The sequence below is a fragment of the Frigoribacterium sp. CF331 genome (assembly GCF_057787905.1).
In genome coordinates this window covers 3,229,278-3,253,896 of sequence record NZ_CM173545.1, presented here as the reverse complement: position 1 = coordinate 3,253,896, position 24,619 = coordinate 3,229,278, and the positions used below count along the sequence as shown (strand labels likewise).

Here is a 24,619-nt window from a genome sequence, read left to right as displayed (position 1 = left end):
GTCTACCGGGTGCCGCCCGGGTCGCTCGGACCCGACCCGCCTCCGCCGGGACGGGGTCCGTCGTCGGTCGGGTCGTCGCCTCCCGAGAGGGAGTCCCAGGCGGCGGCGGGGTCGGCCGTGGGGTCCGCCGAGACCAGCCGGGTGGCCGAGTACTTGCGGGTGGCCTCGGGCCAGGCGCCCGAGAGCAGGACGGTGGCGAGTCCGAGCACCGCGGCCAGCACGCCGGCCACGAGGCCCAACCAGGGCCAGGCCGTCGGCTCGACCGACGAGACGATGGCCCGGATCGAGTCGGTGCCGTCGACGCCCGTGGCGGTGGTCACGGCACTGCCGGAGGCCCGGACGGGGTCGGCCACGGCCGTCGCCGTCGTCAGCACGACGCTGGCGCCCAGGACCACCTGCAGCAGGCCGAGCACGACGCGGAAGACGCGGCCGGCGATCGTGAGCGCACCGAACAGGGCGAGGCTCGCCAACGCGAGCGCGGACAACGGGGCGCCGGCCACGTCGCCCGCGACGTCGAGGGGCAGGTCACCGCCCTGAGGCGAGGCGACGACGACGTGGAACCAGTCCTGGGTCCACGAGAGCAGGGCGAGCCCGGCCAGCACGATGCCGAGCAGGATCGTCGTCAGCTTCAGGCGGCGGGCGGTCATCAGCGCAGCCTCGACATGGCGTTGGCGACCGCGACGGCACGCAACGGGGCCGCGGCCTTGTTGCGCGCCTCCTGGTTCTCGGCGGCGGGATCGCTGTCGGCGACGAGCCCGGCGCCCGCCTGGACCCGGGCGACGCCGTCCTGCAGCAGGACCGTGCGGATCGCGATCGCGACGTCGGCGGACCCGGCGAAGTCGAAGTAGCCCACGACTCCCCCGTAGACGCCCCGCTGTGCGGGCTCGAGCTCGTCGATGATCTCGAGCGCCCGTGGTTTGGGTGCACCCGAGAGGGTGCCGGCCGGGAACGTGGCACGGAAGGCGTCGATGGCGTCCCGCCCGGGCGCCAGGTCGCCCTCGACGCTCGAGACGAGGTGCATGATGTGGCTGAACCGTTCGACCTGCATGAACTCGGTCACCTCGACGGTGCCCGGCGTGCAGACCTTGAGCAGGTCGTTGCGCGCGAGGTCGACGAGCATGAGGTGCTCGGCGCGTTCCTTCTCGTCGGACGAGAGCTCGTCGGCGAGGTGCTGGTCCTCGTCGGGCGTCGCGCCGCGCGGCTTCGACCCGGCGATGGGGTGCGTGTAGGCCCGTCGGCCGTCGACCTTGACGAGCGCCTCGGGCGACGACCCGACGATCGTGTACGGCCGACCGTCGACGTCGTCGAGGGTCACCAGGTACATGTACGGGCTCGGGTTGAGCGTGCGCAGCACCCGGTAGACGTCGAGCGGCTCGGCCGTCACCTCGTGGTCGAAGCGCTGCGAGACGACGACCTGGAACACGTCGCCGTCGTGGATGTACCGCTTCGACCGCTCGATGGCCTGCGAGTACTCCGCGTCGGTCGTCCGCCGGGTGGGCGTCGACTCGATCGACAGGTCGACGTCGGCGAGGAACGTCTCGCTCGGCGCGGCAAGTCGCGACTGGAGGTCGTCCAGGCGGGCCTGGGCGTCGGCCCAGAGGGCGTCGGCGTCGTCGGTCCCGTCGTTCAGGGCGGTCGCGACGAGCAGCACCGCGCCGGTCCGGTGGTCGAGGGCCACGAGCTCGGAGACGAAGCTCAGCGCCTGCGACGGCACCGAGAACTCGGCGGGGGGTGCGTCGGGCAGGTGCTCGAGCTCGCGGACGGCCTCCCAGCCGATGAAGCCGACCAGCCCGCCCGTGAGGGGCGGCATGCCGTCGATGCGGGGCGTCGCCCAGCGCTGGTGCAGCGCCGACAGCACCTCGAGGGGACGACCCGAGGCGTCGCCGAGTGCCCGGTCGCGGTCGATGCCGTAGTCGATCCAGCTCGCCTCGCCGCCGTCGGTCGTCAGCACGCCGAAGGACGAGACGCCGACGAACGACCACCGCGACCAGATGCCCCCCTGGGCGGCGGACTCGAGCAGGAAGCTGCCGGGTCGACCGTCGGCGAGTTTGCGGTACACGCCGACCGGCGTCTCGCCGTCGGCGAAGAGGTCTCGGACGACCGGGACGACCCGGTGCCCGGCCAGCCGCTCGTCGAACTGCGCGCGGGTCGTCGAGGTGCGGATCGGTGCGTCAGGCACGCGGGCCTCCGGTCGGGTCGGTGGCGCCGGACGACGGGGACGAGGAGGCGGTGGCCGGCTCGAGCGGGTCGACCTCGAAGCACGAGTGGGCACCGGTGTGGCACGCGGCGCCGAGCTGCTCGACCGTGACGAGCAGCACGTCGTCGTCGCAGTCGAGGGCCGCGGCCCGGACGAACTGGGCGTGGCCGGACGTGTCGCCCTTCCGCCAGTACTCCTGCCGGGAGCGCGACCAGAACGTGACCCGCCCCTCGGTCAGCGTGCGTCTCAGTGCCTCGGCGTCCATCCAGCCCATCATGAGGACGTCCTTCGTGCCCTCTTGCTGGATGATGGCGGGCAGCAGGCCCGACTCGTCGAACCGGGCCCGGGCGACGACGGGCTCGACCGTCTCGCGCGTCAGCTGGTCGGTCATGGTGTGCTCCTCGGTGCGGTGCGGTGCGGTGCGTAGGTCGGTGCCGTGACGTGGTCGGGTGGGTGACGTCGGCCCGGCTCAGCGGACGACGGCCCCCGACCGGGCCAGTTCGTCCTTGACCTGGCCGACCGTCAGCTCGCCGTTGTGGAAGACCGAGGCCGCGAGCACGGCGTCGGCGCCCGCCTCGATGGCGGGGGCGAAGTGCTCGAGCCGGCCCGCGCCTCCGGACGCGACGACCGGCACGCGGCTGAGCTCGCGCATCGCCCGGACGAGTTCGAGGTCGAAGCCCTGCTTGGTGCCGTCGGCGTCGATCGAGTTGACCAGCAGTTCGCCGGCGCCGCGCTCGATGGCCTCGCGGGCCCAGTCGAGCGCGTCGAGGGTCGTCTCGGTGCGACCGCCGTGGGTCGTGACGGCGAAGCCGGACGCGGTGCCGGACGAGCGCTTCACGTCGAGCGAGAGGACGACGGCCTGGGCGCCGAACCGGTCGGCGATCTCGCCGATGAGGTCGGGCCTGGCGATCGCCGCGCTGTTGACGCCGATCTTGTCGGCCCCCGCTGCCTGCAGCCGGGCGACGTCGTCGGTCGTGCGCACCCCTCCGCCGACGGTGAGGGGGATGAAGACCTGCTCGGCCGTCGCGCGGACGACGTCGTAGGTGGTCGACCGCTCGTCGACCGTGGCCGTCACGTCGAGGAAGGTGATCTCGTCGGCGCCCTGCTCGTAGTACGTCCGGGCCAGCTCGACCGGGTCGCCAGCGTCACGGAGGTCGAGGAAGTTCACGCCCTTGACCACGCGGCCCGCCGCCACGTCGAGGCACGGGATCACCCGGACGGCGAGCGACTCGTCGCCGGCGGCCGCACCGGTGGCGGACACGGTCAGAGCCTCGCGGCGTGGATCGGGCTGACGAGGATCGCCCGGGCGCCGAGGTCGTAGAGGGCGTCCATCACCTGGTTCGTGTCGGCTCGCGGCACCATGACGCGCACGGCGACCCAGTCGGGGTCGTGCAGCGGCGACACGGTCGGGGACTCCATGCCGCCCGCGACGGCGGTGGCGGCGTCGAGCGCGCCCACGGGCACGTCGTAGTCCATCAGCACGTACTGACGGGCGACGAGGACGCCCTGGAGGCGCCGGTGCAGCACCGACAGGCCGTCGACGTCGGCGTCGGACGAGATGAGCACGGCGGTCGACTCGAGGATGACCGGGCCGAAGATCTCGAGCCCGGCGGCCCGGAGGGTGGCACCGGTCGAGACGACGTCGGCCACGGCGTCGGCCACGCCCAGCTGGACGGCGCTCTCGACCGCACCGTCGAGGGGCACGAGCGTGGCGGTGACGCCGTGGCCCTCGAGGAACGTGCCGACGAGCCCCGCGTAGCTCGTCGCGACCCGTGTGCCCTGCAGCTCGCGGAGGTCGGCGAACCGGCCGGGAGGACCGGCGAAGCGGAAGGTCGACCCGCCGAAGTCGAGCGGGGCGACCTCGTGGGCGGGCGAGTGCGAGTCGAGCAGCAGGTCGCGGCCGGTGATGCCGACGTCGAGCGCGCCCGAGCCCACGTAGGTGGCGATGTCGCGGGGGCGGAGGTAGAAGAACTCGACGCCGTTGCGGGGGTCTTCGACGTGGAGGGTCTTCGGGTCTCGGCGACCGGTGTAGCCGGCCTCGGCGAGCATGGCGGAGGCGGTCTCGCTGAGCGAGCCCTTGTTGGGCACTGCGACGCGGAGCATGGGGTTCTCTGTCTGCTGGGGAGCCGCGGGGGCGGCCTGACGAACGGGGGTGACGGAGGCCGGCTCAGAGATGTCGGTAGACGTCGGCCGGGGTGATGCCCTTGGCGATCATCATGACCTGCAGGTGGTAGAGCAGCTGCGAGATCTCTTCGGCGGTCGCGACGTCGCCCTCGTACTCGGCGGCCATCCACACCTCGGCGGCCTCTTCGACGATCTTCTTGCCGATCTGGTGCACGCCGGCGTCGAGCTCGGCCACGGTGCCCGACCCCTCGGGACGGTCACGGGCCTTGTCGCTGAGCTCGGAGTACAGGTCGTCGAAGGATTTCACGACGTCAAGGCTACCGTCGCGGCGGCGGCCCGGAGTGCAGCGATGTTCTCGGCGGGCGACCCGCCGTAGACCGCCGACCCCGCGACGACCGTGTCGGCGCCGTTCTCGACCGCCGTGACGATCGTCTCGGTCGTGATGCCGCCGTCGACCTCGAGCCAGACGTCGAGACCCGAGGCGCGGACGGCGTCCCGCGCACGGGAGAGCTTGGCCATCGTCTCGGGCATGAACGACTGCCCGCCGAAGCCGGGCTCGACGGTCATGACGAGGATCATGTCGTAGGCGTCGAGCGTCCTGAGGTACGGCTCGAGGTCGGTGCCGGGCTTCACGGCGACGGAGGCACGGGCCCCGTTGGCGCGGATGGCCCGGGCCGTCGCGACGGGATCGACCGCGGCCTCTGCCGAGAACGTCACCGAGAAGGCACCCGTCTCGGCGTACCGCGGTGCCCAGTGGTCGGCGTCGTCGATCATGAGGTGCAGGTCGAGCGGCAGCGGGCTCACCTCGCCCAGTCGCTGCACGACCGGAAGGCCGAGGGTGAGGTTGGGGACGAAGTGGCCGTCCATGACGTCGACGTGGACGAGGTCGGCGTCGGCGATGCGCTGCAGGTCGCGCTCGAGGTTCGCGAAGTCGGCCGAGAGGATGCTGGGGCTGATGCGGATCGACACGGGACGAGCCTACCGTCCGGCGCGTCGCTCGATCAGGGCGACGAACATGGCGTCCGTGCCGTGGCGGTGGGGCCAGAGCTGCACGAACGGAGCCGACGCCAGGTCGACGGGTCGACCGGCGATGCGCTCGACCCCGGTCGTCGCGTCGAGCAGCGTCAGGTCGGCCTCGCGGCCGCGCAGGCCCGTCTCGACCACGCCGCGCGTCTCGGCGGTGTGCGGCGAGCAGGTGACGTACGCGAGGACTCCCCCGGGGGCGAGTGCGTCGAGGGCGCTGGCGAACAGTCGGGACTGAAGGGCCGTGAGCTGACCGACGTCGGAGGGTTGCTTGCGCCACCGGGCCTCGGGTCGCCTCCGCAGGGCGCCCAGGCCCGTGCACGGGGCGTCGAGCAGGATGCGGTCGAACCCGCCGGGACGTTCGGTGCCGAACCGGGTGGCGTCACCCTCGAGCACCTCGACGTCACCGGGGACCGCCTCGAGGGCCTGCCGGACGAGACCGGCCCGGGCGGGGACGAGCTCGTTGGCGACGAGGTGGGCCCCGACGCGGGCGGCCTCGGCACCGAGCAGCGCGGCCTTGCCCCCGGGACCGGCGCACATGTCGAGCCACCGTTCGCCCGGCTCGGCGGCCCGGTGGCGACTGAGCAGCAGGGCGGCGAGCTGCGAGCCCTCGTCCTGGACGCGGGCGCGACCCTCTCGCACGGCCGTCTGCTGGGCCGGGTCTCCCCCGCCGCTCGTCGCCGCGAGCGGCGACAGGCGTCCGCCGGGTGCACCGAGCTCGGCCACCTCGGCGAGCCCGGGGAGGGCCACCAGGCTGACCTTGGGGGCGTCGTTGTCCGCCGAGAGCAGGTCGACGAGCTCGCCCTCGCGTCCCTCGGCGGCGAGCGACCGACGGAAGGCCCGCACCACCCAGGCGGGGTGCGACCACTCGGCCGCCAGACGGTCGTCGTCACCGGTCGTCCCGGCCAGGACGCGCTCGCGCCACTCGGCGGGCGTGGACCGCGAGATGGTCCGGAGGACGCCGTTGACGAAGCCCGTGCCCGAGCGGCTGCCGACCTGGCGGGCGAGCTCGACGCTCTCGTCGACGGCCGCGTGCACGGCCACGCGCGTCGAGAGCAGCTGGTGCGTGCCGAGCCGCAGCACGTCGAGCAGGGCGGGGTCGATGGCGTCCGTCGCCCGACGCGCGGCGAGGGCGATGACGCGGTCGTAGTAGCCCCGGAGGCGCAGCGTGCCGTAGGTGAGTTCGGTCGCCAACCCGGCGTCCTGCGCCCCGAGACGCGCCCGGACGATGCGTTGCGGCAGCAGCAGGTTGGCGTACGCGTCGTCGTGCTCGACGGCCCGGAGGACGTCGAGGGCGACCTGGCGGGCGGGCTGGACTCGGCTCATGAGGTGCTCTTCGTGTCGATGTCGGTGTCGGTGTCGGCACGGGTGTCGACGTCGGTCGTGCCGGGCGGGGTGGGGAGGGTCACACGGCGGTCTTCCGTCTCGGACAGCCCGCGCCACCAGTCGGCCGCCGGCATCTCCTTCTTGCCGGCGGGCTGGACGCGGACCAGCTCGACGGGCGAGGAGGCGGTGCCCATCAGCAGGCGTCGGCCCCGGGACTCGAGGCGACCGGCCTCGAGGGGTGCCTCACCCGCGGGCGTCACCCGCGCCTCCGTGATCTTGAGGGTCGTGCCGTCGAGGTCGACCCGGGCGCCGGGCTCGGGGGTGACCCCCCGGAAGCGGTCGATCAGTTCGGCGGCGGGACGGCCGGCGTCGAGGTCGCCGTCGGCGAGGGTGAGCTTGGGGGCGAGCGTGACCGCACCGGACTGCGGGGTCGCCTCGGCCGTGCCGTCCGTCAGGCGGTCGACCACGCCGACGAGCAGCTCGGCACCCGAGCGCGACAGCTCGTCGAGCAGGTCGCCGGCCGTCTCGGTGCCGTCGAGCGGACGCGTGAGGGTGTCGTAGACGTCACCGGCGTCGAGCTCGGGGACGAGCCGGAAGACGGCCGCGCCCGTCACCTCGTCGCCCGCCATGAGCGAGCGTTGGACGGGAGCCGCCCCGCGCCAGGCCGGCAGCAGCGAGAAGTGCAGGTTGATCCAGCCGAGTCGCGGCGTGCCGAGCAGGGGGTCGCGCAGCAGGGCGCCGTAGGCCACGACGACGCCGAGGTCCGGCTCGAGGGCCGTCAGCTCGGCCGTGACCTCGGGCGTGAGGCGCCGGGCCTTGACCACGGGCAGGCCGAGGCGATCGGCCTCGACGGCGACGGGGGTCGGCGTGAGGACGCGCTTGCGTCCCTGCGGTGTGTCGTCGCGGGTGAGCACGGCGACGATCTCGTGGGGGCCCGCGGCGAGGGCGGTGAGCGAGGGCACGGCAGCCGTCGGGCTGCCGGCGAAGACGAGGCGCATGGGGTTCCTGGCGGTCAGTCGGCGAACGGCTCGACGTCGTCGAACCGCACTCTGAGTGTAGGGACGGCTCTCGCGCGCTTCTGACCGAGGGCCTTGCGGCGGTCGGTCGCCGCACGGATCACCTGCGAGCGGAGGGCGAGGGCCACGTCGTGACCCCGCGAGTAGTCGAACCGGACGATCGCACGGACCCCCGCCGACTCGACGTCGACGGGGCCGAGGGTCTCGGCCCGGACCTCGTCGGGCAGGTCGTCGAGGGCGCGGGCGACGGTGTCGACCGTGCCGGTCACGGTGGCCACGCGGACGGCGGGCGGGAACCGGAGGACCCGGCGGTCGGCGAGCTCGGCCGACACGAAGCGCGCGAGCTCCCACGTGGCGAGGGCCGAGGCGATGGCCCCGCCCACGCCGACCAGGACGACCGGCGCACGGCGGGCGGCCAGGGCCGTCGCGTTGGCCCACCAGCGCAGGCAGTCCTCGGCGACGCGGAGGCTCTCTCGGGCGAGCATGCGCTCGCCGTCGAGCAGCAGCACCGCACGGTAGCCGCCGGGTGCCACCGGCTCGGCGCCCCGCGTGGCGACCACGATGGCGGGGGCGTCGTCGACGTGGGTCAGGGCCCTGGCACCGTCCGAGACGATGATCCGCACGCCCGGGAACGCCTTGCCGAGCTCGTCGGCCGTGCGGGAGGCGCCGGTGCCGACGGCGCGCATGCGCGTGCCCTCGCAGGTGCGGCAGTGCCACGAGACGGCCAACGCGCCGCACCAGGCGCAGGCGGGGGTCGCCCCGCGCTCCCGCTGCTGGAGGGGGCCGTTGCAGCGCAGGCAGCGGGCCGTGTCGCCGCAGTCCACGCAGGCCAGGCGCGGCGAGTAGCCCGGTGAGGCGACCTGGATGAGGACGGGCCCGTGCTCCACCGCCGCCTTCGCCTCGCCGTAGGCGGACGACGGGATGCGGGCCCTGGCCGCGAAACCGTCGGACGCCGCCTGGCGGACGGTGGGCACGACGCGGGGCTGGTACCGCGGGTCGGGGCGGACCTCGGCCAGGAACCCGATCTCGACCAGGCGCTGCACGTCGGTGCTGCGCGAGTGACCGAGGAACACCAGGGCGCTGTCTTGCTGGGCCTGCCGCAGCAGCGCCGTGTCACGAGCGTGGACGTACGGGGCCAACGGCTCGCCGAACGACGGGTCGCCGTCGTCGAACACCACGACGACCCCGAGTCGCGCCGAGGGCGCCAGCAGCACCGAGCGGTTGCCGACCACGACGACGGGCTCGTCGCCCCGGGCGCGGAGGAGCGCCCGGTACCGGTCGGCGTTGGACTGCCGGGAGTCGAGGCGCACGACACGGTCGGACGGGAGCACGGCGGCGAGGGCCTGCAGGACGTGCTCCTCGTCGCGGTAGTCGGGGACGGCGACGATGGCGTTGTCACCGGCGTCGAGTGCGACGGCGGCGAGCTGCGCCGCGGTCAGGGCCCAGTGCCCGACCCACGTGCCGTCGGGCAACTCGACGAGCAGCGGCACGGCGTCGACCGCGGCCCGGCCGCGGGCCGTGACGAGGCCCGCGAGGTCGGTCGACCGGTAGCCCACGACCCCCGGGGACGCCTCGGCCGCTTCAGCGGACGGCCCGGCCGCGTCGGCGGACGCCTCGGCCGCGTCGGCGGCCGCCGCGGCCGACGGCGCCGGACCGGTCGCCGCCTCGGGCGCTCGGGGTGCGGCGGCCGCGGCGAGGTGGGCCTTCTCGACCCGGACCTGACGCGGTGGCACGGCCAGCCGGACCACGTCGCTGGCCGACCCGCCGGCCCGGTCGGCGACGGCGCGCGCGAGTCGCCAGACCTCGGGCGCGAGGACCGGGACGGTCGACACCACGTCGTCGATCTCGCTCAGGTCGCCGCCGTGCTCGGAGGACGACGTGACCTCGACGACGAACCCGTCGGCGATGCGACCGGCCGAGCGCAGCGGCACCCTGACCCGGATGCCCGGCGCGACCTGCTCGCGGAGGCGCTCGGGAACGGAGTAGTCGAACAACCGGTCGAGTTGCGGCAGGGGCGACTCGACCATCACCCGGACGACGCGCGGGTCGCCCTCGAGGGGCGTGTCGGCGACCGCCGGCACGGTCAGAGCCCGGCGGCGGCCCGGAGGGCGTCGACGCGGTCGAGCGCCTCCCAGGTGAAGTCGGGCAGGTCGCGACCGAAGTGGCCGTAGGTCGACGTCGCGGCGTAGATCGGCCGCAGGAGGTCGAGGTCGCGGATGATCGCGGCCGGGCGGAGGTCGAAGACCGAGCGGATGGCCTCGGTGATGACGTCGTCACCCACGTGGCCGGTGCCGAAGGTCTCGACGTACAGGCCGACGGGGGCCGCCCGGCCGATCGCGTAGGCCACCTGCAGTTCGAGGCGGTCGGCGAGGCCCGCGGCCACGGCGTTCTTGGCGACCCACCGCATGGCGTACGCGGCCGATCGGTCGACCTTCGAGGGGTCCTTGCCCGAGAAGGCGCCACCGCCGTGTCGGCTCGCGCCGCCGTAGGTGTCGACGATGATCTTGCGGCCGGTCAGGCCGGCGTCGCCCTGCGGGCCGCCGATCTCGAAGCGACCCGTGGGGTTGATGATGAACCGGGTGTCGACCGACGACAGGCCCGCCTCGTCGAGGACGGGGCGGATGACGTGCTCGACGACGTCGGACTCGAGCTGCTCGCTCGAGACCTCGGGCGAGTGCTGGGTCGACAGCACGACGGTGTCGACCGTCTTGGGCACGACGCCGTCGTAGCCCACCGTGACCTGGGTCTTGCCGTCGGGGCGCAGGTAGGTGAGGGTGCCCGACTTGCGCACGGCCGCCAGGCGCTCCGCCAACCGGTGGGCGAGCCAGACCGGGAGGGGCATGAACTGGGGCGTCTCGTTCGTGGCGTAGCCGAACATGATGCCCTGGTCGCCGGCGCCCTGGCGGTTCAGCAGGTCGTCGTCGCCACCGCGCGCCTCGAGTGCCGTGTCGACGCCCTGGGCGATGTCGGGAGACTGCGACCCGATCGACACCTCGACGCCGCAGGTGCGACCGTCGAAGCTCACGGCCGACGAGTCGTAGCCGATGCCCACGATGAGGTCGCGCACGATCGTGGGGATGTCGACGTAGCCCTTGGTGGTGACCTCGCCGGCGACGTGCACGAGCCCCGTGGTGACCATCGTCTCGACCGCGACCCGACTGGCGGGGTCGACGGCGAGCAACGCGTCGAGGATGCCGTCCGAGATCTGGTCGCAGATCTTGTCGGGGTGGCCCTCGGTGACCGACTCGGACGTGAACAGTCGCAGGGAGGCCGGTGTCGTCGTGGTCTGGTCGGTCGTGTCGGTCAGGGTCACGGTGTTCCTCTGGGTCGTACGGGGGTGGGGACGCGATGAGGCCCCACGGGATGGACTCCCGGGGGCCTCGTCAGATGATAGGACCGACCACCGTCACGGTGGCCGGTCGTCTCGCCGCGCTACTCGGCGGGAGCGGCGAGCGGCTTCACCTCGAGCTTGTCCTCGTTGATCTCGTGCATGGCCACAGAGAGCGGCTTGTCGTCGATCGAGCTGTCGACCAGCGGGCCGACGTTGTCGAACAGGCTGCCCTCGTGCAGGTCGGCATAGTAGTCGTTGATCTGACGCGCGCGCTTCGAGGCGAAGATGACGAGTGCGTACTTCGACTCGACCTTCGACAGCAGCTCGTCGATGGGCGGATCGATGATGCCCTGGTTCTTGTCGGCCATTGGTTGCTCCTCGTGTCGATGGGGGTGGGTGCCGGCACCGCTCGAGACGAGCGTGGGCACCGAGATCGGGGCGCGGTTCACGCGCGGGTGCGGCCCGGTTCGGGCGCAGTCATCAATTCTACGACCTCGCGGGCCGCTTCGGCCACGTCGTGGTTCACGACACGCGCGTCGAACTCGTCCTGGGCGGCCAGCTCGACCTTCGCCGTCTCGAGACGGCGCTGCTGCTCGGCGGCGTCCTCGGTGCCCCGGCCGATGAGGCGCCGGACGAGTTCGTCCCAGGTCGGGGGCAGCAGGAAGACCAGCACGGCCTCGGGCATCGCGGCGCGGACGAGCCGGGCACCCTGCAGGTCGATCTCGAGCAGCACGCTGCGGCCCTCGTTCAGGGCGGCGTCCAAGGGGGGACGGGGGGTGCCGTACCGGTACGAGTTGTGGACGGTGGCGTACTCGAGCAGCTCGCGGTCGCGGATCATCCGGTCGAACTCGGCGTCGTCGACGAAGTAGTAGTGGACGCCGTCGACCTCGCCCGGTCGCGGGGCGCGCGTCGTCGCGGAGACGCTGAGGTGGACGTCGGGGTAGTTCTCGCGGATGTAGGTCGAGACCGTGCCCTTGCCGACGGCCGTGGGGCCGGCGAGCACGACGAGCCGGGACCGGAGGCGCCCCTTGGCCTCGCGGGCGGCCAGCCAGTCGCCGAGGATGCGCCGTTGGCGGACGCCGAGCCCGCCGACGCGCTTGGACTCGGCAATGCCGAGCTCGGTCATGATCCGGGCGACCCGGGTCGGTCCGATGCCCGGGATGCTCGTCAGCAGCTCGCGGACCCGCAGCGATCCCTCGGCGCTCGTGGGCTCGCCGGCCCAGGCCGTCTCGGCGACGTCGAGGGCGCTCCGGCTGCGCGAGGCGACGGCGTTCTTGACCGTCGCGCGTCCGCGCCGGGCGGCCACGGCGGCCCGGGCGGCGGCGGCCCGGTCGACCGGAGGAGGCGTCAGACGAGGCACGAGCGCACCTCGTCGGCGTCACGACGGACGGCCTCGGCGAACCCGGCGGGACCCGCCGAGAGGAGCGCCCGCGAGGCGGAGACGAGCACGGCACCCGCAGCGGCACCGAACAGGCGGGGCAGGTCGGCGTACGAAGCGCCCTGGTGCCCGAAGCCCGGGGCGAGGACGGGCGTCGTCGTCAGCCGGGCCGCGTCGATGCCGTAGTCGTCGAGGTCGACGGTGGCGCCGAGCACGAGGCCGACGCTGCCGAACGGGGCGTCGCCCGCCGTCTGGTTGTCATGGAGCACGTCGTCGACGATACCGCTCGCGACGGTGCCCTCCGCGCCGTGGTCGTCCGTCCGGACGGCCGTCTGGGTCGTCAGCGCCTCGACGTTCGACGTCGCGGCCAGGACGAAGACGCCCGCGTCGACGGCGCGTGCACGACCGACCAACCCGGCCATCGAGTCGAAGCCGAGGTAGGGGGAGACGGTCAGCGCGTCGACCCGCAAGGGCGACGAGCGGTCGAACCACGCGTCGCCGTAGGCGTCCATGGTCGTGCCGATGTCACCCCGCTTGGCGTCACCGATCTGCAGCAGTCCCCGATCGCGTCCCGCGGCGAGGACGTCCTCGAGGGCGGCGAAGCCGGCCGAGCCCCACCGCTCGAAGAACGCCACCTGCGGCTTGACGATCGACGCCGAACCCGCGACGCCGTCGACCACCCGCAGGCCGAACTCGCGCACGCCCGCGGCACCGGCGGGAAGTCCCCACTGCTCGAGCAGGTAGGGGTGGGGGTCGATGCCGACGCACAGCGGACCGGTCGCGGCGAAGGCCGCCGCGAGCCGGTCGCCGAACGACGAGCTCACCGTCGGGCCGCCCGGGCGAGACCGTAGTCCTGCAGGCTCGTCACCTCGAGGTCGCTCTGCACGGCCTCGATGGACGCCACGGCCGCGCCGAGCTGGGCGATGGTCGTGAAGAGCGCCTTGTCGGCCGCGACGGTCGCCGCGCGGATCTCGTAGCCGTCGGCCCGGGCAGTGGACCCGCTCGGGGTGTTGATCACGATGTCGACCTCGTCGGCGTTGATCAGGTCGACGACCGAGTGGCCCCCGGCGCTGAACTTGTCGACGGTGTCGGCGTGGATGCCGTTGCGGACGAGGACCGTGGCGGTCCCCTCGGTCGCCAGGATGCGGAACCCGAGCTGTTGCAGGCGCAACACCGGCAGGACGATCGCGCGCTTGTCACGATCGGCGACGCTCACGAAGACCGTGCCCGAGGTCGGCAGTCCGCCGTACGCGGCGGTCTGGCTCTTGGCGAAGGCCCGGGGGAAGTCGCGGTCGATGCCCATGACCTCGCCCGTCGAGCGCATCTCGGGGCTGAGGACGCTGTCGACGACCTGCCCTTCTTTCGTGCGGAAGCGCTTGAAGGGCAGCACGGCCTCCTTCACCGAGATCGGCGAGTCGAGCGGCACGTCCGAGCCGTCCTGGGCGGGCAACAGACCACCGTCGACGAGCTCGCGCACGCTGCGGCCGACCATGACGAGCGAGGCGGCCTTGGCCAGGGGGATGCCGAGGGCCTTCGAGACGAAGGGGACCGTGCGGCTCGCCCGGGGGTTGGCCTCGATGACGTAGAGCACGCCGGCCGCGATGGCGAACTGGACGTTGAGCAGGCCGGACACTCCGATGCCCTGCGCGATGGCGAGCGTGGCGTCGCGGACGCGGTCGATCTCGCCCTTGCCGAGGGTGACCGGAGGCAGGGTGCAGCTCGAGTCGCCCGAGTGGATGCCGGCCTCCTCGATGTGCTCCATGATGCCGCCCACGTAGAGCTCGGTGCCGTCGTAGAGCGCGTCGACGTCGATCTCGACGGCGTCGTCCAGGAAGCGGTCCACGAGCAGGGGGGCTTCCGGACCGATGATGGCCTGGTCCGCGACCCGCTCGAAGTAGTCCGCCAACGACGGGCTGTCGTAGACGATCTCCATGCCGCGGCCGCCGAGGACGTACGACGGACGCACGAGCACGGGGTAGCCGATCTCCTCCGCCACGGCGACGGCGCTGTCGTAGTCGGTCGCCGTGCCGTTGCGCGGCGCGAGCAGGCCGGCCGCGTCGAGGATGCCCTGGAAGAGCCCGCGCTCCTCGGCCGAGTCGATCGCGTCGGGCGTCGTGCCGAGGATCGGCACGCCCGCGGCCTCGAGGCCCTTCGACAGGCCGAGGGCCGTCTGGCCGCCGAGCTGCACCACGACTCCGACGAGCTCGCCCCCTGCGCTCTCGGCGTGGACGACCTCCAGGACGTCCTCGAGCGTCAGCGGCTCGAAGTACAGCCGGTCGCTCGTGTCGTAGTCGGTCGAGACGGTCTCGGGGTTGCAGTTGATCATGATCGTCTCGAAGCCCGCGTCGCTCAGCGCGAAGCTGGCGTGCACGCACGAGTAGTCGAACTCGACGCCCTGGCCGATGCGGTTGGGCCCCGAGCCGAGGATGATCACCTTGCGCCGGTCGCTCGCGACGACCTCGGTCTCGGTGTCGTAGCTCGAGTAGTGGTACGGGGTCAGGGCGGGGAACTCCCCCGCGCAGGTGTCGACGGTCTTGAAGACGGGACGCACGTCGAGGGCGTGGCGGTGGTCGCGCACCTGCTGTTCGGAGAGACCCCGCAACTGCCCGATCTGGTCGTCGCTGAAGCCGTGGTCCTTCGCCAGCACGAGGGTGTCCACGTCGAGCTCGGCGGCCGCCGCGACCTGCTCGGCGACCTCGTTGACCAGCACGACCTGGTCGATGAACCACGGGTCGATCTTCGTGGCGTCGAAGACCTGCTCGGCGGTCGCGCCGGCCCGCAGGGCCTGCTGGACGGTGACGATGCGACCGTCGGTGGGCGTCGCCGACGAGGCGAGCAGCGCCTCCCGGTCGCCGGGCTCGCCCTGCCAGTGGAAGCTCGAACCGCGCTTCTCGAGGGAGCGCAGCGCCTTCTGCAGCGCCTGGGTGAAGTTGCGTCCGAGGGCCATGGCCTCGCCGACGCTCTTCATGGTCGTGGTGAGCGTCGTGTCGGCTGCCGGGAACTTCTCGAAGGCGAAGCGGGGCACCTTGACCACGACGTAGTCGAGCGTGGGCTCGAAGGAGGCGGGGGTCACCCCGGTGATGTCGTTCGGGATCTCGTCGAGACGGTAGCCGAGGGCCAGCTTCGCGGCGATCTTCGCGATCGGGAAGCCGGTCGCCTTCGACGCCAGGGCGCTGGAGCGCGAGACGCGGGGGTTCATCTCGATGACGATCACGCGGCCGTCCGCCGGGTCGACCGCGAACTGGATGTTGCAGCCGCCGGTGTCGACGCCCACGCGACGGATGATGTCGATGCTGATGTCGCGCAGGTTCTGGTACTCGCGGTCGGTCAGCGTCAGGGCGGGGGCGACGGTGATCGAGTCGCCGGTGTGCACGCCGACCGGGTCGACGTTCTCGATCGAGCAGACGACGACCGTGTTGTCGGCCGTGTCGCGCATCATCTCGAGCTCGTACTCCTTCCAGCCGAGGATGCTCTCTTCCAGCAGCACCTCGGTCGTCGGGCTCTGGTGCAGCCCGTCGGTGACCATGCGCACGAGTTCGTCGCGGGTGTACGCGAAGCCGGAGCCCAGCCCGCCCATCGTGAAGGAGGGGCGGATGACGAGGGGGTAGCCCAGGTCCTCCGCGTACTCGACGGCCTGGTCGACGGTCGTCGCGATGTACGACTTCGCGACGTCGGCACCGGACTCGAGGACGAGCTTCTTGAAGAGCTGGCGGTCCTCGCCCTTCTGGATGGCCTCGACCTTGGCTCCGATCAGCTCGACGCCGTGCTTGGCGAGGATGCCTTCCTCGTCGAGGGCGATGGCGGCGTTCAGGGCCGTCTGCCCGCCCAGGGTCGGCAGGATGGCGTCGGGACGCTCCTTGACGATGATCGCCTCGAGCACCTCGGACGTGATGGGCTCGATGTAGGTGGCGTCGGCGAAGTCGGGGTCGGTCATGATCGTCGCCGGGTTGGGGTTCACGAGGATCACGCGCACCCCCTCGTCGCGCAGCACGCGGCAGGCCTGGGTGCCCGAGTAGTCGAACTCGGCCGCCTGGCCGATGACGATCGGACCGGAGCCGATCACGAGGACGGAGTTGATGTCAGCGCGCTTGGGCATCAGTTGCTGCTTTCGATGTCGGAGCCGAAGTCGACGGCCTGGCCGTCCTTCCGGGCGACGACCGCCTCGCGGAAGCGGTCGAAGAGGTGGTTGCTGTCGTGGGGTCCGGCGGCTGCCTCGGGGTGGTACTGGACCGAGAACGCCGGGATGTCGAGCGCCCGCAGGCCCTCGACGACCTGGTCGTTGAGGCTGTAGTGGCTGACCTCGACGCGGCCGAAGCCGGCCGGTGACTCGAGGACGCCCTCGATCGGCGCGTCGACCGCGAAGCCGTGGTTCTGGCTCGTGATCTCGACCTTGTTCGTCGTCTTGTCGAGGACCGGCTGGTTGATGCCGCGGTGGCCGAAAGGCAGCTTGTAGGTGCCGAAGCCGAGCGCGCGGCCGAACAGCTGGTTGCCGAAGCAGATGCCGAAGTACGGCAGGCCGTCGCGCAGGGCGCCCTGCAGCAGCTCGACCTGCGAGTCGCTCGCGGCCGGGTCGCCGGGGCCGTTCGAGTAGAAGAGCGCGTCCGGCGAGAGGGCGCGCAGGTCGTCGAGCGTGGTCGACTGCGGCAACACGTGCACCTCGAAGCCGCGCTGCGCGAGGTACCGCAGGGTCGAGGTCTTGACGCCCAGGTCGAGGACGGCGACCGAACCGACGCGGTCGCCCTCGGCGGGCACCACGTACGGCTCGACCGTCGACACCTGGCTCGAGAGGTTGAGGCCGCGCATGTCGGCACCCGCGGTGACGAGCGCGAGCTGCTCGGCCGGGTCGAGTTCGGCGTCGGGGCCGCTGAAGACGCCGCCCTTCATCGAGCCGACGTCGCGCAGGCGGCGCGTCACGGCACGCGTGTCGATGCCGCGGATGCCGACGATCCCGTCGGCGACGAGCTGGTCGTCGAGGCTGCCCTGCGCCCGGTGGTTCGAGACCACGCGGCTGGCGTCCCGCACGACGTAGCCGGCGACCCAGATGCGGCGTGACTCGGGGTCGGCGTCGTTCACACCCGTGTTGCCGATGTGCGGTGCCGTCATGACGACGATCTGGCCGGCGTACGAGGGGTCGGTGAGGGTCTCCTGGTAGCCGGTCATGCCGGTCGCGAAGACGACCTCGCCGAGGGTGCGGCCGACGGCGCCGTAGGCGCGGCCGACGTACCGGGTGCCGTCGGCGAGGACCAGCACGGCCCTGTCGGTGGTGGAGGCGTCAGTCAATGGTCTTCTCCTTGGTGGTGCCGGCCCCGGGGGCCGTGGGGACGAGGGGGCGGATCGCGTCGACGACGGGCGCGGGGTCGTCGGGGATGCGCAGGTAGGTGTCGAGGTCGGCGTCGCCGAGGCGCCAGCCGACGAGCACGAGGCCGTCGCGCTCGACGACACGGTCGATGGTCCAGGTGGCGCGGTCGACCCCCCGCAACGAGGAGGCGCGGATCAGCACGGGCGGTTCGCCCGCGATCTCGAGGCGCACGCCCTCGGCGTGGACGGACACGATGGCCCGACCGCGGAAGCCGAGGCCGTGCACGACCACGCGGTCGAGCGGGTCGCCGCCCCGCGAGGTCGCCACGTAGAACGCGTCGACCGCGACGACCGGGTCGGACAGGTCGTCGGGCGCCCCGTCGGGTGCGGGGATGTCGGACTGTCGACGCCCGCGAGCCCGCCAGGACCGGGCCATCAGCCCGATCAGCAGCCCGACGCCGACGAGGATGAGCGCGGCGATGATCCACTGGCTCACCGGGCGGTCGCCCCCTCGGCGCCGGCGAGGGCCGCGGCGGTGTCGACCAGTCGGGCCGCGTGCGCGACCACGTCGCTGTCGACGACGTCGCCGTCGACCACGGTCGCGTAGCCCTGGTGGAAGGTGGCGCGGACCCGGCCGGGCAGGACCCGCCCGAGGTAGGGCGAGTTGCGGCTCTTGCCCGCGAGGTGCTCGGTGGAGAACGTGCGGGTCACCTCACGATCGTAGAGCGTGAGCTCGGCGGGTTCCCCCACGGCCAGGGGGCGCCCGTGGCCGGCGACCTGCCCGATGGCGGCCGGCGCGACGGACATCACCCGGGCCACGTCGGCCCAGCCGATCGCCCCCGTCTCGACCATGGTGTGGTGCACGACCGACAGGGCCGACTCGAGCCCCACCATGCCGTTGGCGGCGGCGTCCCACTCGCAGCACTTGGCCTCGGACGTGTGCGGGGCGTGGTCCGTGGCGACGATGTCGATCGTGCCGTCCGCCAGGGCGGCACGCAGGGCCTCGACGTCCTCGGCGCGGCGGAGGGGCGGGTTGACCTTGTACCGCGAGTCGTAGCCCGACACGAGGTCTTCGGTGAGCAGGAGGTGGTGCGGCGTGACCTCGGCGGTCACCTCGATGCCGCGCGACTTCGCCCACCGGATCACCTCGACGCTGCCGGCGGTCGACACGTGGCAGACGTGCAGGCGGGCGCCGACGTGGTCCGCGAGGAGCACGTCGCGGGCGATGATGGCCTCTTCGGCGACCGCGGGCCAACCGCCCAGGCCGAGCTCGGCCGACAGGGCTCCCTCGTTCATCTGGGCGCCCTCGGTGAGCCTGGGCTCCTGGGCGTGCTGGGCGAGGACTCCCCCGAACCCCTTGATGTACTCCAGCGCCCGACGCATCAGCAGCGGGTCCGCGACGCAGGACCCGTCGTCGGAGAAGACCCGGACGGCGGCGCGCGAGCGGGCCATCGCCCCGATCTCGGAGAGGTGGGTGCCGGCGAGCCCCTGGCTGACCGCACCGACGGGGCGGACGGTCACGAAGCCCGCGCGCTCTCCGAGGGCCTGCACCTGTTCGACCACGCCGGCCGTGTCGGCGACCGGCGACGAGTTGGCCATCGCGTTGACGGCGGTGTAGCCACCGGCCGCGGCTGCCCGGGACCCGGTCAGCACGGTCTCGCTGCCCTCGCCCCCGGGTTCGCGCAGGTGGGTGTGGAGGTCGACGAGGCCGGGCAGCAGGAGCAGGCCGTCGGCGTCGGTCACCGTCGCGCCGGCCGCGCTGAGGCCGCGGCCGAGCTCGATGACGACCCCGTCGCGGACGACGACGTCGGTGCGGGCCCCGTCGACGGTCTCGGCGCCCCGGATGAGATGGGTGGTGGTCACGATGCGTCCTCCCGGTCGCCGGCGAGGGTGAGGTAGAGCACGGCCATGCGGACGGCGACGCCGTTCGTGACCTGCTCGCGGACGGTCGAGCGCGGCGAGTCGGCGGCCTCGTCGCTGATCTCGAGGCCACGGTTCATCGGGCCCGGATGCATGACGAGGGTGGTCTCGGGCAACGACCGGAACCGAGCCGCGCCGAGCCCCCACGACCGGGCGTACTCGCGCGGGTTGGGGAAGAACGCGTCGTTCATGCGCTCTTGCTGGATGCGCAGCATCATGACGACGTCGGGTCGGACCTCGGTGAGGGCCTCGTCGAGGTCGTACCGGACGGCGGCGCCGAACCGGCTGACGTCGACCGGGACGAGCGTGGGAGGCGCGACCACCGTCACGTGCGCGCCGAGCGTCCGGAGCAACCACGCGTTCGACCGGGCGACCCGTGAGTGCAGGATGTCGCCGACGATCATGACCTCGACGCCGTCGAGGTCGCGTCCCCGGCTGCCGGCCCCGTGCACGCGGCGGCGGATGGTGAACGCGTCGAGCAGGGCCTGGGTGGGGTGCTCGTGCGTCCCGTCGCCGGCGTTGACGATGCCGGCGTCGACCCAACCGCTGTCGGCCAGCACCCGGGGGGCTCCGCTGGAGGGGTGCCTGATCACGATGCCGTCCGCACCCATGGCCGCCAGGGTCTGCGCCGTGTCCTTGAGCGACTCGCCCTTCGAGACGCTCGAGCCCTTGGCGGCGAAGTTGATGACGTCCGCGCTGAGCCTCTTCGCGGCGGCCTCGAACGAGATGCGGGTCCGCGTGCTGTCCTCGTAGAAGAGGTTCACCACCGTGATGCCCCGGAGGGTGGGGAGCTTCCGGACCTCGCGCGTGGCGACGTCCGCCATGTCCTCGGCCACGTCGAGCACGCGGATGGCGTCGTCGCGCGAGAGGTCGGCGGTGCTGAGCAGGTGCCTCATCGGTGAGCCCCCGGGGTGGTGACGGGCGCCGGGTCGGCACCCGCGCCTCCTGTGCCCGCTCCGTCGTCGATGGCGACGAGTTCGTCGTCGTCGACGCCGTGCAGGCGGACGAAGATGCGCTCGACCGTCGAGGTCGGCAGGTTCTTGCCCACGAAGTCGGCGCGGATGGGCAGCTCGCGGTGGCCGCGGTCGACCAGGACGGCCAGACGAACGGCGCGAGGGCGACCGATCGAGCTGAGGGCGTCGAGGGCGGCCCGGATCGTGCGCCCCGAGTACAGGACGTCGTCGACGAGGACGACGGTCTTGCCGTCGATGCCGCCGGAGGGCACCGAGGTCGGCCGGGGCGAGCGGGTGGGCTGGCGCCGCAGGTCGTCGCGGTACATCGTGACGTCGACCGAGCCGACGGGCACGGGACCGCCCGAGATGCTCGACAGGGTCCGGGCGAGACGGTCCGCCAGGACCACGCCCCGGGTCGGGATGCCCAGGACGACGAGGTCGTCGGCACCCCTGTTGGACTCGAGGATCTCGTGCGAGATGCGCGTGAGGGCACGCGCGATGTCAGCCTGACTCAGCACGGTGCGGGTGCTCAATCGGACCTCCTTCCCCGCCTCTCGGGACGGAACTTAAAGGATGTCGGTGTGGATGCTTCGACCCTACCGGTTCGCCGACCGGCGGAGGACCGGCACGGCGGATCAGCCGCCGGTCGCGATGCGGCCGAGCAGTCCGTTCACGAACGAGGCCGAGTCGTCGGTGCTCAGGGTCTGGGCCAGCTCGACCGCCTCGCTGATCGCGACGGCGTCGGGGATCTCGTCGTTGTGGCGGAGCTCCCAGATGCCGATGCGGATGATGCCGCGGTCGAGGGTGGGCATGCGGGCGAGGGTCCAGCCCTGCGAGTACGTCTCGATCAGTTCGTCGATCTCGTCGCGGTGGTCGATGACGCCCTGCACGATGTCTCGGGCGTACCCCCAGCTCGACCCGCGCTCGGGCTGGTCGAGGGCCCGCTGGGTCTCGGCGACGAGCGCGTCGGTCATGCTGATCTGACGGATGTCGGCGACGTACAGGACGTCGAGGGCGCGTTTGCGCGCCTTGGTGCGTGCGCTCACCGACTAGTCGTTGACGCGGCCGAGGTAGCCACCGTCGCGCGTGTCGACCTTGACCTTGGTGCCGGCCTCGAGGAACAGCGGGACCTGGATCTCGTAGCCGGTCTCGACGGTGGCGGGCTTCGTGCCACCGGTCGAGCGGTCGCCCTGGAGGCCCGGCTCGGTGTAGGTGACCTCGAGGATGACCGAGGCGGGCAGCTCGATGTAGAGCGGGTCGCCGTCGTGCAGGGCCATCTGCACGTTCTGGTTCTCGAGCATGAAGTTCTTGGCGTCGCCGACGATCGTCGCCGGCACGTTGATCTGGTCGTAGTCGGCGGTGTCCATGAAGACGTACCCGTCGGCCTCGGCGTAGAGGTAGGTGTACTCGCGACGGTCGACGTTGGCGAAGTCGATCTTGGTCCCGGCGTTGAACGTCTTGTCGACGACCTTGCCCGACATGACGTTCTTCATCTTGGTGCGGACGAACGCGCCACCCTTGCCCGGCTTGACGTGCTGGAACTCGATGACGTTCCAGAGTTGGCCGTCGAGGTTGAGGACGGCACCGTTCTTGATGTCGTTGGTAGTCGCCATGCGCGAGTGATCCTTTGAAGTGGTCGAGTGGGGCGGACCGCCGGTGATGTGGCCCGGGGCCGCCGACACGGGCGTGGGCCGATGAGGCCAGGACGAGTTTAGCCCGATTCGCGTGCGGCTCGGTTCGGCGAATCCGAGAGCGACAACGTCAGCGCCGGCCTCATGAGGAACGAGACCACCAGGAGGGCCACCACGGTGAGCGCGATCCGGCCGAGGACGGGGTCGTCGAAGTCGATCGCGGCCACGGCGACGGCGAGGACGGCCAGTCCCAGCAGCGTCGTCAGCTGCAGGCCGAACCAGATCGCGTGCGCGGGGCTGAGGTGCCACAGGTTCGCGAGGAACGGCTCGAGGTGGTCGCCCAGGTGTCTCGCGAATCGGAGGACGGCCCGGACGAACAGCCAGACCGTCCCGACGAAGGTCAGGACCGCGGCGGCCCCCACTGCCACCGCCAGGGCCGGGGAGTCGCCCGTCGTGTCGGCGATCGCGAAGGCGACGAAGGTCAGGAGCACGTAGACGAACGGGGCCGCCAGCAGGACGGACCCCGTCCTCGCGAGCGCTCCGTGCAGGATGCCCCTCAGCTGCAGGAGGGCTGGACGCGACGTCGGACGGGTGGCGAGCATGGCCAGGGTGGCCGTCGTGGCTTTCGTCACCCGCCCCTCGAGCAGATCGAGCCGGGCGAGGCCGCGGAGGGCGCCCTCGTGTTCGGGATCGAGGTGCAGGGCCGCTCGGTAGGCGGTCCCGGCCGCCCGGAGCCGATCGTCCGCCAACGCGAGTCCGGCCGGTGCCAGGTAGGCGTCCGGCACGTCCCCGCCGAGCCGCAGGCAGTCGATCGCCGCCTCACGGGTCTCGTCGGACACGAGACCGGTGGCGAGGTCGGTCCAGATGACCGAGGCGTGCGTCCACCATGCGTCGGGGCGGAGGCGACGAGCCGTCCGAGACGCCGCCCGCGCCTCCTCGTGTTCACCGAGCGCGGTCGTGAGCTCTGCCACGAGTGTCCACGACCAGGCGTCGTCGGCGTCGACGCGCAGGGACGCCCTGATGGTCTCGAGTGCGCGGAAGCGTTCGCCGAGTCGTGCCTGCACCGCCGCCAGGAGGCGGAGGGCGGAGGCGTCGCCGGGATGCGCCGCGAGGTGACGGGCGAGCAGTTCCGCCGCGGCCCGAGGGTGGTCGGCCTCGACCCGGGCGACGGCCTCGGCGAGGGAGTCGCCGCTCACGAACGCTGCCCGTTCTTCAGGTACGCGCGGAGCTCGTCGAAGGTGCCGTCGTCCGTCCCGTAGGCCACGACGTTCCGTGCGCTGGCCGACCAGGTCGCGATCGACGGCTTGACCTGCGACAGCGCGTCGCGCAGGTCCCGTTGCGACACGTTCCGGGTGACGCCGCTCCGGACGCTCGCGCTGAGGGCCCGCTGGACCGCCAGGTCGCAGACGTACCCGACGTCCGCGCCCGACATGCCGGCCGTCCGTCGGGCCAGGGCGTCGAGGTCGAGGTCGTCGACGGGCTTGCCGACGAACCGGAGCCGAGCGATGTCACGCCGCGCCTCGAGGTCGGGCGGCAGCACGAGGACCGTCCGGTCGAAACGGCCGGGCCGACGCAGGGCGGGCTCGACGTCCCACGGGCGGTTCGTGGCCCCGAGGACGAACACGCCGTCGTTGTCGTCCGCGACGCCGTCCAGCTCGGCGAGCAACTGGTTGACGACGCCCCGGAGGCCGCCCCCGCCGACACCGCTCCGGCGCGGCCCCATCGCGTCGAGCTCGTCGAGGAACAACACGCAGGGAGCGTGTCGACGTGCGGCATCGAACACCCGGCGCACCGCGAGTTCGGGGCCGCCGGCCATCGGGTCGACGAGCTCGGCGATGCCCACGGTCAAGAAGGACGCACCGAGCTCACCGGCCACCGCCCGGGCGAGGAATGTCTTGCCGCAACCCGGCGGACCGTACATGAGCAGCCCACCGCGCAGGCTCGAGCCGAAGAGCCGGCGCAGCTCGGGGTTGCGCAACGGCGCGAGGAACGCGGCGTCGATGCTCGCCTTGACCCGGGACATCCCGGCGACGTCGTCGAGCCTCAGTCCGGGCCGATCGATGCGCAGTGCGGCCGCCCGCAGGTCGTCCTCGGCCGAGATCCAGTCGAAGTCGTCGGATGGCCCGTCGGGACGGGGAGTGCCCGGCGGGGTGGCGGTCGTGGCATCGGCCTCGACGTCGGAGCCCCGGATCGCGTCGTCCGCGGGCTCGGGCAGGGTCGACGCCAGGACGTCGCGCATGAGGGACCGCGCGTCGGCATCGTCGTGGTCGATCGTGAGGGCCGACGTGGCCTCGACCAGGGCCTCGTCGACCCGACCCGCCTCGACGAGCAGTCGGCCGAGGTGGACGCGGAGGGGGACGTCTCCCGGTGCGGCCTCGACGGCGAGGCGCAGCGAGCGGATGAGGGCTTCGTGCACCCCTGG

General features: G+C 72.5%; 24 protein-coding genes. All 24 read right to left on the bottom strand.

Features of this window, described 5'->3' with window-relative positions; all coding sequences use genetic code 11:
- Positions 1-2 precede the first annotated feature (2 nt).
- Positions 3-647 carry a Trp biosynthesis-associated membrane protein gene (locus tag AC3CCI_RS15090; RefSeq protein ID WP_488627672.1) on the bottom strand — a complete coding sequence of 215 codons (645 nt, stop codon included), beginning with the start codon at positions 645-647 and terminating at the stop codon, positions 3-5.
- Positions 647-2,179 carry an anthranilate synthase component I gene (locus tag AC3CCI_RS15085; protein WP_488627671.1) on the bottom strand — a complete coding sequence of 511 codons (1,533 nt, stop codon included), beginning with the start codon at positions 2,177-2,179 and terminating at the stop codon, positions 647-649. The genes AC3CCI_RS15090 and AC3CCI_RS15085 overlap by 1 nt, the downstream gene beginning before the upstream one ends.
- A complete protein-coding gene (gene hisI / locus AC3CCI_RS15080) occupies positions 2,172-2,588 on the bottom strand; it encodes a phosphoribosyl-AMP cyclohydrolase (protein ID WP_488627670.1) in 417 nt (138 codons plus the stop codon). Before hisI ends, AC3CCI_RS15085 begins: the two co-directional genes overlap by 8 nt.
- A gap of 78 nt (positions 2,589-2,666) precedes the next feature.
- On the bottom strand, positions 2,667-3,458 hold the full coding sequence (gene hisF / locus AC3CCI_RS15075) for an imidazole glycerol phosphate synthase subunit HisF (RefSeq protein ID WP_488627669.1): 792 nt from the start codon (positions 3,456-3,458) through the stop codon (positions 2,667-2,669).
- A gap of 2 nt (positions 3,459-3,460) precedes the next feature.
- A complete protein-coding gene (hisG, locus tag AC3CCI_RS15070; RefSeq protein WP_354594231.1) occupies positions 3,461-4,300 on the bottom strand; it encodes an ATP phosphoribosyltransferase in 840 nt (279 codons plus the stop codon).
- Between the two features lie 64 nt (positions 4,301-4,364).
- Positions 4,365-4,628, bottom strand: coding sequence for a phosphoribosyl-ATP diphosphatase (locus tag AC3CCI_RS15065; RefSeq protein WP_056256365.1), 264 nt, complete (start codon positions 4,626-4,628; stop codon positions 4,365-4,367).
- Positions 4,625-5,290, bottom strand: coding sequence for a ribulose-phosphate 3-epimerase (gene rpe, locus AC3CCI_RS15060; protein WP_488627668.1), 666 nt, complete (start codon positions 5,288-5,290; stop codon positions 4,625-4,627). Before rpe ends, AC3CCI_RS15065 begins: the two co-directional genes overlap by 4 nt.
- A gap of 9 nt (positions 5,291-5,299) precedes the next feature.
- Positions 5,300-6,670 carry an RsmB/NOP family class I SAM-dependent RNA methyltransferase gene (locus tag AC3CCI_RS15055; protein ID WP_488627667.1) on the bottom strand — a complete coding sequence of 457 codons (1,371 nt, stop codon included), beginning with the start codon at positions 6,668-6,670 and terminating at the stop codon, positions 5,300-5,302.
- On the bottom strand, positions 6,667-7,668 hold the full coding sequence (gene fmt, locus AC3CCI_RS15050; RefSeq protein ID WP_488627666.1) for a methionyl-tRNA formyltransferase: 1,002 nt from the start codon (positions 7,666-7,668) through the stop codon (positions 6,667-6,669). The genes AC3CCI_RS15055 and fmt overlap by 4 nt, the downstream gene beginning before the upstream one ends.
- A 14-nt stretch (positions 7,669-7,682) precedes the next feature.
- On the bottom strand, positions 7,683-9,767 hold the full coding sequence (locus tag AC3CCI_RS15045; RefSeq protein WP_488627665.1) for a primosomal protein N' family DNA-binding protein: 2,085 nt from the start codon (positions 9,765-9,767) through the stop codon (positions 7,683-7,685).
- A 2-nt stretch (positions 9,768-9,769) separates the two neighbouring features.
- A complete protein-coding gene (metK, locus tag AC3CCI_RS15040) occupies positions 9,770-10,951 on the bottom strand; it encodes a methionine adenosyltransferase (RefSeq protein WP_354594334.1) in 1,182 nt (393 codons plus the stop codon).
- 167 nt (positions 10,952-11,118) lie between these two features.
- Entirely contained in the window at positions 11,119-11,385 is a 267-nt protein-coding gene (rpoZ, locus tag AC3CCI_RS15035; RefSeq protein ID WP_043592764.1) for a DNA-directed RNA polymerase subunit omega, read from the bottom strand.
- Between the two features lie 77 nt (positions 11,386-11,462).
- Positions 11,463-12,377, bottom strand: a complete 915-nt coding sequence (gene gmk, locus AC3CCI_RS15030) for a guanylate kinase (RefSeq protein ID WP_354594236.1) — start codon at positions 12,375-12,377, stop codon at positions 11,463-11,465.
- Positions 12,365-13,219, bottom strand: coding sequence for an orotidine-5'-phosphate decarboxylase (pyrF, locus tag AC3CCI_RS15025; protein WP_354594237.1), 855 nt, complete (start codon positions 13,217-13,219; stop codon positions 12,365-12,367). The genes gmk and pyrF overlap by 13 nt, the downstream gene beginning before the upstream one ends.
- Entirely contained in the window at positions 13,216-16,491 is a 3,276-nt protein-coding gene (carB, locus tag AC3CCI_RS15020; protein ID WP_354594238.1) for a carbamoyl-phosphate synthase large subunit, read from the bottom strand. Before carB ends, pyrF begins: the two co-directional genes overlap by 4 nt.
- Positions 16,491-17,675: a glutamine-hydrolyzing carbamoyl-phosphate synthase small subunit gene (carA, locus tag AC3CCI_RS15015; protein WP_354594239.1), complete on the bottom strand. Its 1,185-nt coding sequence runs from the start codon at positions 17,673-17,675 to the stop codon at positions 16,491-16,493. Before carA ends, carB begins: the two co-directional genes overlap by 1 nt.
- Positions 17,668-18,189: a PH-like domain-containing protein gene (locus AC3CCI_RS15010; RefSeq protein ID WP_354594240.1), complete on the bottom strand. Its 522-nt coding sequence runs from the start codon at positions 18,187-18,189 to the stop codon at positions 17,668-17,670. Before AC3CCI_RS15010 ends, carA begins: the two co-directional genes overlap by 8 nt.
- Entirely contained in the window at positions 18,186-19,556 is a 1,371-nt protein-coding gene (locus AC3CCI_RS15005; protein WP_488627664.1) for a dihydroorotase, read from the bottom strand. Before AC3CCI_RS15005 ends, AC3CCI_RS15010 begins: the two co-directional genes overlap by 4 nt.
- On the bottom strand, positions 19,553-20,509 hold the full coding sequence (locus AC3CCI_RS15000) for an aspartate carbamoyltransferase catalytic subunit (protein ID WP_488627663.1): 957 nt from the start codon (positions 20,507-20,509) through the stop codon (positions 19,553-19,555). Before AC3CCI_RS15000 ends, AC3CCI_RS15005 begins: the two co-directional genes overlap by 4 nt.
- Entirely contained in the window at positions 20,506-21,099 is a 594-nt protein-coding gene (pyrR, locus tag AC3CCI_RS14995) for a bifunctional pyr operon transcriptional regulator/uracil phosphoribosyltransferase PyrR (protein WP_354594242.1), read from the bottom strand. Before pyrR ends, AC3CCI_RS15000 begins: the two co-directional genes overlap by 4 nt.
- A 102-nt stretch (positions 21,100-21,201) precedes the next feature.
- Complete coding sequence (nusB, locus tag AC3CCI_RS14990; protein WP_354594243.1) at positions 21,202-21,612, bottom strand: transcription antitermination factor NusB; 411 nt, start codon at positions 21,610-21,612, stop codon at positions 21,202-21,204.
- A 3-nt stretch (positions 21,613-21,615) separates the two neighbouring features.
- Positions 21,616-22,179, bottom strand: a complete 564-nt coding sequence (efp, locus tag AC3CCI_RS14985) for an elongation factor P (protein ID WP_354594244.1) — start codon at positions 22,177-22,179, stop codon at positions 21,616-21,618.
- A 98-nt stretch (positions 22,180-22,277) separates the two neighbouring features.
- Positions 22,278-23,393, bottom strand: coding sequence for a tetratricopeptide repeat protein (locus AC3CCI_RS14980; RefSeq protein ID WP_488627662.1), 1,116 nt, complete (start codon positions 23,391-23,393; stop codon positions 22,278-22,280).
- Positions 23,390-24,613 carry an ATP-binding protein gene (locus AC3CCI_RS14975; protein WP_488627661.1) on the bottom strand — a complete coding sequence of 408 codons (1,224 nt, stop codon included), beginning with the start codon at positions 24,611-24,613 and terminating at the stop codon, positions 23,390-23,392. The genes AC3CCI_RS14980 and AC3CCI_RS14975 overlap by 4 nt, the downstream gene beginning before the upstream one ends.
- Between the last annotated feature and the right edge of the window lie 6 nt (positions 24,614-24,619).